Source organism: Rhizobium sp. WYJ-E13 (genome assembly GCF_018987265.1).
Lineage (GTDB): Bacteria > Pseudomonadota > Alphaproteobacteria > Rhizobiales > Rhizobiaceae > Rhizobium.
In genome coordinates this window covers 1,971,729-1,981,033 of the sequence record NZ_CP076853.1, presented here as the reverse complement: position 1 = coordinate 1,981,033, position 9,305 = coordinate 1,971,729, and the positions used below count along the sequence as shown (strand labels likewise).

Genomic DNA, 9,305 nt, shown 5'->3' with positions numbered 1-9,305 from the left:
CCGCGCTCAGGATGAGATCGTTGCAAGAGCGATCAAGCTGACGAAGACACTCCGTGGCTCGCGTCACCCGGTCGAATGACTGCTTGTGCCGGGCAGGGCGGAGGAGGCATGGCCCACGCTATCCCCGTAACTCCCCCTTCAAATGATCCGCCAGCCGCAGCGCCAGCGCCACGGCCGGGAGCGTCGGGTTCGCTTGTCCTGACACCGGGAGTACCGAGCTGCCGGCGACATAGAGGTTTTCGAGGTCGTGGCAGCGGCAGTTGCCGTCGACCACGCTCGTCCGCGGCGAGGCGCCCATTCTCGTCAGGCCGATCTGGTGGTAGCCGTCGAGCGCCTGGCCGCGGACGGCGGCGGAGAGCGTTTCCTCGGGGTAGAGCCATTCGACGGTGCCGATCCGCCGCCTGGTGATCCATTCGGCCAGCGCATGGTGGCTCCTGATCAGCGAGGCGAGATCCTCCTCGGCGAAATCGAAGCTGACGGCAAGCCGTTTCAGGCCGGTTTCGTCGACCTCGGAGCTTAGCCGCACGCGGTTTGCGGCGACCGGCAGCTGTTCGCTGTGATAGGCGAGCCAATAGAGATGCTCGTCGTTCTTCACGAAGAAATTCGGCTGGCGCTCGGATTTCAGCGCCGCCGTCGTCAGCTGCAGGGCGGCGTTGAAGCTCTCCACGGGGTTAGAGACCAGATCGGACAGCGAGGCGGTGTCGGGCGCCTTCGCCTTGAAGGACATGCGGCGCATCCGGCGCCTGCCTGATATCGCCCTGATCATGTTCAGCGTCGCGCGGGCGCCCGCCGTCGAATAGACTTCCTCCAGCGGCGGGCTGCGCAGCCAGAAGACGCTGTTTAAGAGATCGCGCTCGTTCTGCAGGGCAATGCTCGGGATCAGCCGCGAGCGGAACCAGGCGCCGGTGCCGTTGCGCCGGAAGAACATCTTTTCCATGAAGGAGCGGTCGGCAAAGCGGATACGGGCGAGTTCGCCGGCCAGATGCCCCATGTAATAGCGCCCGAGCGGGCCATCGACGCCGCCGAAAAGCCGCGGCGCGATTTCCTGCGCCGCCAGCAGCAGCCGGGCATTTTCCCGCCCGCCGCAGGCCAGCACGAAGATCGTCGCGCCCAGCGAGTGCAGCTTGCCGCGATGCCACACGAGCGCCCGTTTCATGCGGGCGCCTTCGCGGTCGAGATCGAGGCCGATCACGGTCGCCTGGGTGACGAGGTGCAGGTTCGGCAGGCTCTCGATCAGCGCTCCGTGCGCTTTTGCCATATCCGGCTCGCGCGCCCAGCTCTCGATCGAGGGTTCGAAATCGCCGTCCATGTCAGGCATCTCGACGCCTGGTATCTCGACGTTTGACAGCTCGGCGCCGAGAAAGGTGCGGGCATCGTCATAGTAGGCCCTGAAGGCGCTGTGCTCGATCGGCCAGCGGGCATCGCCGCGCGCCGGCCTGCCATCGAAATCGCTGTCGTCGAACTCCACGCATCGGCCGCCCCAGGCTTTCGAAGTGCCGCCCACCGCCCGGCGGATCGTCAGGCTCGCTTCGGCATGGTGTGCGGTGCTGATGGAGGCGGCCGCCGCCAGCCGGTTGGTCTTCTCGGAAATGGTCTTGCCGCCGGATTCCAGCAGCGCGACCGAAAGCCCCGACCGGGCAAGCCTGATGCCCAGCGCCAGACCGACGGGCCCGGAGCCGACGACGCACACGTCGACACGCCCCGCAAGCAGGCTTTGAAGCGACGAAATCATTTCACCACCCCTCGGCTGTGATGGCGGGATCATAGCCGGATTTCACGAAACGGCATAATGCATTCTTGCGGAAATTCAGCCGCTGGTTGTCACGAGGCGCTGCCTGGCGGTGGGGCGCCTTGCCCCTGCGCGTTTTCAGCGGAGGAGGAGTACTCCCGGCACGGTGGCACCGGGAGCAGGATCGTCACTTCGTGAGCGCGGCCTTTTCAATGACCGCAGCGACTTCCGCCGCATGGACGACAAGGGAGGCATGGCTGCCAGCCACCTCCGTGGTCTTGGCCTTGATCCTGGCCGCGAACAGCTTCTGGGTCTCCGGTGCGATGACCTTGTCCTTGGTGCTGATCACATAGAATGTCGGCTTGTCGTGCCAGGCCGCGATATCGACCGGAGCCTCGTAAGCTGTGTGGTTCAGCGGAAGCTGCGAGTTTGCCAGGGATTCGGCGACCTTCAACGGCAGGTCCGCCGCGACCGCCGAGGGAAACACCTTGGGATCGATATAGAGGTTGCCCTTGTCGTCGGGATGAATTGCCCTGGTGCCTTCGGTTGCCGGGCCGTGCTTGGCCAGGGTCGCCAGAGATTCTCCAACGTCAGGCGCGAAGGCGGAGACATAGACGAGCGCCGAGACCTTGGGATCGTCACCGGCTTGCGTGATGACCACGCCGGCCCAGGAGTGGCCAACGAGGACGGTCTTGCCGTCCTGTTTCGCCAGTGCCTGCCTGGTGGCATCGACATCCGCGGCCAGCGACGTGAGCGGATTTTCGACCAGCGTTACCTTATAGCCCTTCTTCGTGAGAATGTCGGCAACGGGCTTCCAGCTTGTCTGGTCGACGAAAGCGCCATGGACGAGCACGATGTTGTGCGCCGCCCCCTTGGGTAGATCAGCCGATCGGGCGGGTGCGGCAAACGCTGCCCCGGCGACGAGAACGGTGGCGGCTAAGAGTAGTCTATTTCGCATTGCTTGCTCCTGTTGGGACGCCGACAACCCCAACCCCAGGGAAAGGGCAGGCGCTTAGTCGCGCTTCGTGTTGCGGCAGCTTGCCAAATTGCTTGCTGGGTGACCCTGTTGGCTCACCTCGACCCGGAATAATACGAAGGTTTCTCGGACGTTAGGCCCCGATCGTCCGGATATTGTGTCCGACCGTCCGGCGGACTAACATCAGTCATGGACATCCTCACCGAAGTGCTCGATCGCGTTCGCCTTAGCGGAACCCTGCTCTTTCACTTCGAGCTCGGTCATCCCTGGAACCTGGCCTTGCCGGAGCGCCCCTACGCCCTGTTCCATTATCTCAGTCGTGGCTCGGCCACGCTTGCGCTTGAACAGGGGCAAGAGCTCCGCATGGCGGAGGGCGATCTCGTCGTCATCACACGCGGCGAGCCGCATCTGATCTACTCGGACAGCGGGACGAAGCCTTTCCTGGTTACGGACCTCGACCGACCCGCGCATCTTGGCGTCGTGCATCATGGCGGCAGCGCGCAGCCGCTCTCGACGATGATCTGCGGCAATTTCATTCTGTCGTGGCCCGCGCGCGGCAGCGTGATGGAACTGCTTCCGCCCGTGCTTCTCCTGAAGCCGGCGATGGACGGTGAGTGGCTCGAGGCTATCCTGCGCCGCATGGTGAGCGAGTCGGCGCTTGAACGCCCCGGCCAACGCGTCGCGCTGTCGCGAATGACAGAGGTGCTCTTCGTCGAGGTGTTGCGAAGCTGGATCAAATCTCTCCGGCCGGGGGAAGGCGGATGGCTTGGAGCGATGGCGGACCCCTATATCGGACGGGCGCTCGAGTTGATCCACGAACGACCGGATCTGCCCTGGACACTTCGCGACCTCGCACATCGCGTGGGGCTCGGCCGCTCGGTGTTTTCGGCTCGCTTCACCAAGCTCGTCGGCCAGTCCATGCAGCGCTATCTGATCGCACGCCGGATGTCGGAGGCTGCGTTCCTGCTGGAATCAAGCGATGAGGGGATTGCCCGGATCGCAAGCCGCGTTGGCTACGAAACCGTCGCCGCCTTCTCGAAGTTGTTCCATCGCCACCACGGCCTGTCGCCCGGCCGTTATCGCGCAGCTCGGCGCGCTGACGGCGGCCAAAGGCCAGGGGAGTTTCCTGATCGGAAATCGCTTGCCGATCTTGACCAGCCTGACGTCCAGGTCGTCGCTAAGGCCGTATAAGAACCTCAGCTTCAATCTCGACGGGAATATCAAATGGCAGGCCTGCCACGCCGATAGCGGAGCGGGCGTGGGATCCGCGTTCGCCGCCGTAAACCTCTGCGATAAGGTCGCTGAAGCCATTGATGACGCGTGGATATGAGTTGAAGGAGGGATCTGTATTCACCATGCCGAAGACGCGAAGCCAGCTTTCCACCCGGTCCAGGTCACCCAACGCAACTTTCAGGCTGGCCAACATGGCCAGTGCGGTCAGGCGTGCGGCATGGTAGCCTTCTTCCAGCGACAGATCTTTCCCCACCTTTCCGAGCGGTCTGGCAATCGACCCGTCTGTATTGAGCGGCCCGTGTCCGGAAATATAGGCCTTCGACCCTGAAATGCGGACCCAGGGGAAGGAGAGTTTCACATCAGGCGGAAGGACGATCGGCGCCGGAAGTTCTAGTCCAAACCGTTGTAGCTGGCTTTCGATCTGCGACATGGGTGATTGGCTCCTGTCATTGTTCGGGAAGTTCCAACGAGAGGCTGGCGCCGCATCGGCGCCGCAGCTCGGCCAACCATCCAGCCCATGCAATGTGGGCAGAAATAATGTCTGCTGGCGCAGAAGTGATGACCTGTCGAGCCCGTTGTCCTGTTTTGCAAGCGACTTGACCGGCAGCAGATGCTAAAGCTCTTCCAGAGCCCTCGAAGCGCGGAAAAGGACCAGGGAACCATGACGAGCGCACTCCTCATCATCGATATGCAGATGGTCATGCAGGAGCGGCTCGATGCCGGGCGCGCGCATGTGAACGGCGAGGCGGGACAGAATATCGCGGCCCTTGCCGCCGCATTCCGCGCCGCCCGCAAGCCGGTCATCCATATCCGCCATCGCGAGGCCGACGAGAGCTCGGCGCTCAACGAACATGCGCCGGGATACCGGCCGATGCCCTGCGCCGTGGCGTGGGAGAACGAGCCGGTCTTCGTCAAATCCACGTCGTCGGCCTTCGCCTCCACCGAGCTTGAAGGCTATCTGCACGAGGTCGGGATCACGGATCTGGTGGTGGTTGGGGCGGTCGCCGGCTTTTGCGTCAATACCACCGTGCGCGCCGGCTCCGACCTCGGCTTCAAGATGAGCGTCGTCAAGGACGCTGTGCTCGGTTTCGACCTGCCGAATGCCGATCTTTCGGCACGGGAGATCTTCGACGTGACGATGGCGCATCTGGCATCCGATTTCGCCGAGATCGTCGAGACGCGGCAGCTGGTGGCGATGCAGTCTGCTTGACCTTGGGTAAGGTTTAGAGCATTTCGGATCACGAAAATGCTATATCTCATTGTTTTTACGCGATTCTGAACGCAGATCCGGCGCACGCTTCTGGCAGATTGCTCTGGAAAGGGCCGTCTTTGGCCTGTTGAATCTTCAGCGCAACTATATCTCGTGACGTCGACGGAATGCCCGTGCCAGATAACCGGAGAGGACGAAGTCGATGAATCGCATGTTCTTTCTGCTAGCTGTCGCAGTGCAACTCCTGCTGCAGAAATCAGGCGGGCGGAGATTCCCGCGGGGAGTGCAACTGTGAGAGCCGGCCTGCTCGACGCGAAAAGGCAACAACAGCAAATCCAGCAGCCACTCTCCGATTTCAAGACCCGTTGCCACCAAAGGAACGGCACTCTTATTGCCAGACGACGGCTAATTGAGTGTCACGCCGTTAGAGCCATTCACGACGCCGGGATAGGATGGGAGATACCTGGATAGGATGGGAGATATAGAACGGTGCCGGCGCGTTCGCCGCCGATGTCGTTTTGATCGCATCGCAGTAGGGGTCCCTTATCGACGCCTCAGACGGCCTTGCCTCCGTGACCGGTTCAGCTGTTTGACGTCTCAGACAAACGCCTTGTTCCGACGTTGATCAAACAACGTGACATCGCCATAATCGGCACCCACCGGAACTCGCGGTGATGGGAGATGAATATGGTGAGACCGCATGTCGAAAGCCATCTTATCGCTCGCATTGGCTGGCTGCGGGCCGCTATTCTTGGCGCAAACGATGGTATCGTCTCGACCGCCAGTCTTATCATGGGCGTCGCCTCCGCATCGCCAGGGACATCGGAGGTATTGGTGGCGGGCGTGGCGGGCCTCGTCGCGGGCGCGATGTCCATGGCTGCGGGCGAATACGTCTCGGTCAGCACGCAGGCGGACACGGAGAAGGCCGACCTCGCTCGCGAACGCGTGGAGCTTCAGACGCAGCCCGAGGCGGAGCTCGACGAACTGACCCAGATATATGTCGCGCGGGGCCTCACTCACGATCTGGCACGGCAGGTTGCCGTTCAATTGTCAGCCAACAACGTCGTAGACGCCCATGCCCGAGACGAACTCGGAATTGTCGAACATTTGGAGGCGCGTCCAATCCAAGCGGCCCTGACCTCGGCGGCAACTTTCGGCGTGGGGGCCGCCTTGCCCCTGCTTATGGTCATCCTTTCGCCTGCACGGATACTGATCTACTCGGTCGCCATCGCATCGCTGATCTCCCTGGCGCTTCTCGGTGCCATAGGGGCGAGGGCAGGCGGTGCCAGTGTTCTGAAAGCCAGCGCCCGCGTGACTTTCTGGGGCGCCTTCGCCATGGCGTTGACGGCGGGGATAGGCGCGATCGTAGGTACGGCGGTCTAGCCGGAGTCCGCCCTACGGGGATTTTCGATAGTAGAGCGCCGAAATACAACTAAAGGTAGTATTGCACTCTGGACGTGGTTCAGACCGGCTCTATTTCGATATGCGGCGGATCACGGAGGGAACTATGTCTGAACTGGTTCGAGAAAGCTGGCGGCTCCTTCCTGATTGCCGGATGTAAAAGCGTGCTGTGCCTTTGAGATATTGATCCTCTAACGGCCGGGCAAGGGCTCAAGGTCCCCACGACTGGTGTAAACCTGGAAGGAACAAGCGATGCGTCGTGTTTCGATCTTGTTGCTTCTGAGCGGGGCGCCACGAAGATCTGGATACGTACGGCGTTCTCCGAATTTCCCATGAAATACCGGATCTTGAGGTTCCGCTTGATCCATTTGAAGAACAGTTCGATCTGCCAGCGCTGCTTGTAGTGGTCGGCGATTTCCCGGGCTGGGGCATCGAGGTCGTTGGTGACGAGCCGGATGACCTTGCCGGTCTGGATGCGCACGGTGGTCTCGCGCACCGGTTTGTGGAAGGGATTGCAGCGTGCGCTCGCCATCGCTCCGGCAGATAGCCGACCCTGTCGCTGAGGACGACACAGGACAGATCGGTATTCCGAACGCAGAACCACTCTAGACCTCAGCTGGAATCGCCTAGCCCCCCACCAAAGCGATGATGGGTCCGTAGCCGCCGTGCCAGGATGTGTCGTTGCGGCCGAGCGCCGGATTGTAGAGACCAGTGCCGTTTCCGCCGTCGAGGAAGAGTGCGTCGGGGCATTTCAGTTCGTCGCGGAAGAGGCTTGCGAAATCGTGGAAGTTCACGTCGCCTTCGCTGATGACGAAGCGCAGCGTGCCGTCGGCTGAGAGGCCGACGCCGTTGCGCCGCGTGCGGTCGCTCGAACCCGGTATGAAAATCGGGTTGATCTTGCCTGACATGACCAGCATCGGGCCGGATTGCGTGGCGAGCTGCACGTTCGGTTTCTGCTTCAGGAAGTCTTCGGTTGAGACGATGTGGGCGCCTGCCTCGTCGAGATAGAAGATGCCGTTCGGCCGCTTGAAGAAGTTCGGCACCGGGCCGGAAACCTTGGGCGGCGCCTCCACGTTGACCGGTATCAGCCCCTTGCCATCCTCGACATAGAGCCCCATCGGCGTGAAATCCTCGCGGTACATGCCGGCATTCATGGCAAAGAGGAGCCGATGTCCTTCACCGGTGACAGCATCGGCGACGCCCGAAAACCTGCGATAGGGCTTGCCCGCGGCATCCTTCCAGAACAGGCGCAGATCCGCCTTGGCGGGATCGACGCCGCAGACGATATAGGCGGCGCCTTCGAAATTTTGGCGCGCGCAGGGATCTGCAGGCACCGGCGTGCCGTCTGCATCGGGAGCCTGAGCGCGCGCGGCAAGCGCGCCGGCAAGGAGCAGGTAAAAGGCGAATATGGTGCGAAGCATGGCATCTCCTGAGTCATGGCCCGTGACTCGTAGCTGATGACGGGGAAAGAAGGCGAGAACGAGGATCAAATTAACGTCTACCTGCGAAGTTTGCCGCATGCACACGCTGACCGACCTGCTGCCATGGATATTGGCCCTGCCGCCCGCCCTTTGGGAGATCTGGCGCGCGCGAAAAGCCTATGGCTGGGCGCTCGGCGGCATCGCGGGTGTCATCGTCTTCGGCGGCATCGTCTTGTGGGCCGAGGTGGCGATAGGAACCGCGCCGCAGCTCGATATGCGGTTCGGCCTTGCAGGCGCTGCGCAGGCGCTTTGCCTGCTGGTCGGGCCGCAGGCGGTCGCCGTCTGGATCGCACCGAAATCAAGCCTTGCCGCCGGCATCTTTGCCGGTGTCGCCGCCGGCTTCTGTCTCTTCTTGCTCACGGCGGTTATCGGACTTGCCGTGCACGGTGCCTGAAAGCCCGAGTCATCTGGGAATGTAGCCGGTTCGGACCTATCGAAGACCCCGCCCCAACCCCTCCCCACAAGGGGGAGGGGCTTAACCTGCTGCACCGGCTTTCCATATTTTCGACGTTTCGAAATGAGCGAAAGCGGTGCCGCAGATTAGTCCCTCCCGCCTTGTGGGGAGGGGTTGGGGAGGGGTTTTTACGAGCAGGTACGGACCGCGCATGCCTCCTGACCGGGACGCCGTCAACACGCCCGATATCCGCACACCCCAAAGCCCCGGCTCACGCGACGGAATCCACCCTTGAATCCCTCCACCTTTCTCAAAAAAATCGTCACAATCCCGCCGGATATCACCCGATTGGGGGTGGCGATTCCCCTGACGATGGCTAGGCTGAGGTCGGCCTTGTGGAGCTGGGCCAAATTGACGCAATTTCGAGGCCGTCTCTCCCGACGAGCCTCTTTTTTTTGAGCGCTTGGGGGGCATGGCTCTGCCTGCGCACGGAAAACTATCGGGCGTGGACGCCCAGCAGGTCGAACTCGTCGATCAATCCCACCACCTTCTTGCCATCGAATGTCTCGGCGCCGATGATGCTTTGCCCATCGTATTTCTCGGCCTGAAGGATGATGACGTATTTGTCTTCCTGGCGGAAATAGCCGTATTGCGGGATTTCGATATCGATCGGCTTGCCGTCGCTCTGGTCATCCTGCCCGGTGGCAAAGATCGCCGTTCCGTTATCGACATCCTCGGGGGCTGCGGCCCGGCCGGTCAAAAAGCCCGAGTTCGGCAGGGCCGGCCACTTGGCAGCGCCGCTGAAAAGCAGGGCGGCGCAAAGTGCTACGGCGAGCGCCCTTGTTGTCTTGAACTCAGTTACCTTTGCCATGGTCCACTCC

The 9,305-nt window shown here is 62.0% G+C and carries 9 protein-coding genes and 1 pseudogene; 4 read left to right on the top strand and 6 right to left on the bottom strand.

The annotated features are described in order from the left end of the window. Positions 1 to 118: 118 nt before the first annotated feature. Both KQ933_RS09965 and KQ933_RS09960 read right to left on the bottom strand, forming a co-directional pair. On the bottom strand, positions 119 to 1,732 hold the full coding sequence (locus tag KQ933_RS09965; RefSeq protein WP_216758621.1) for a GMC oxidoreductase: 1,614 nt from the start codon (positions 1,730 to 1,732) through the stop codon (positions 119 to 121). A 184-nt stretch (positions 1,733 to 1,916) separates the two neighbouring features. Continuing rightward, complete coding sequence (locus tag KQ933_RS09960) at positions 1,917 to 2,687, bottom strand: alpha/beta fold hydrolase (protein WP_216758620.1); 771 nt, start codon at positions 2,685 to 2,687, stop codon at positions 1,917 to 1,919. A gap of 207 nt (positions 2,688 to 2,894) precedes the next feature. On the opposite strand from KQ933_RS09960, the gene KQ933_RS09955 reads away from it, so the two are divergent. After that, a complete protein-coding gene (locus KQ933_RS09955) occupies positions 2,895 to 3,896 on the top strand; it encodes an AraC family transcriptional regulator (RefSeq protein ID WP_216758619.1) in 1,002 nt (333 codons plus the stop codon). Here the strand turns inward: KQ933_RS09955 and KQ933_RS09950 are convergent. Continuing rightward, complete coding sequence (locus tag KQ933_RS09950; protein ID WP_216758618.1) at positions 3,883 to 4,368, bottom strand: RidA family protein; 486 nt, start codon at positions 4,366 to 4,368, stop codon at positions 3,883 to 3,885. The two genes, KQ933_RS09955 and KQ933_RS09950, sit on opposite strands and share 14 nt — an antisense overlap. 231 nt (positions 4,369 to 4,599) lie before the next feature. On the opposite strand from KQ933_RS09950, the gene KQ933_RS09945 reads away from it, so the two are divergent. After that, positions 4,600 to 5,148 (top strand): isochorismatase family protein, encoded by a 549-nt coding sequence (locus KQ933_RS09945; protein ID WP_216758617.1) that lies wholly within the window; start codon positions 4,600 to 4,602, stop codon positions 5,146 to 5,148. A gap of 687 nt (positions 5,149 to 5,835) precedes the next feature. Continuing rightward, on the top strand, positions 5,836 to 6,531 hold the full coding sequence (locus KQ933_RS09940; protein WP_216758616.1) for a VIT family protein: 696 nt from the start codon (positions 5,836 to 5,838) through the stop codon (positions 6,529 to 6,531). Between the two features lie 307 nt (positions 6,532 to 6,838). Here the strand turns inward: KQ933_RS09940 and KQ933_RS33375 are convergent. Both KQ933_RS33375 and KQ933_RS09930 read right to left on the bottom strand, forming a co-directional pair. Further along, a pseudogene (locus KQ933_RS33375) lies at positions 6,839 to 7,078 on the bottom strand (transposase); the annotation flags it as partial. 97 nt (positions 7,079 to 7,175) lie between these two features. After that, a complete protein-coding gene (locus KQ933_RS09930; protein ID WP_216758614.1) occupies positions 7,176 to 7,970 on the bottom strand; it encodes a phosphodiester glycosidase family protein in 795 nt (264 codons plus the stop codon). Between the two features lie 97 nt (positions 7,971 to 8,067). On the opposite strand from KQ933_RS09930, the gene KQ933_RS09925 reads away from it, so the two are divergent. Further along, on the top strand, positions 8,068 to 8,424 hold the full coding sequence (locus KQ933_RS09925; protein WP_216758613.1) for a hypothetical protein: 357 nt from the start codon (positions 8,068 to 8,070) through the stop codon (positions 8,422 to 8,424). Positions 8,425 to 8,920: 496 nt separating this feature from the next. On the opposite strand, the gene KQ933_RS09920 is transcribed toward KQ933_RS09925, so the two are convergent. After that, a complete protein-coding gene (locus KQ933_RS09920) occupies positions 8,921 to 9,295 on the bottom strand; it encodes a hypothetical protein (RefSeq protein WP_216758612.1) in 375 nt (124 codons plus the stop codon). Between the last annotated feature and the right edge of the window lie 10 nt (positions 9,296 to 9,305).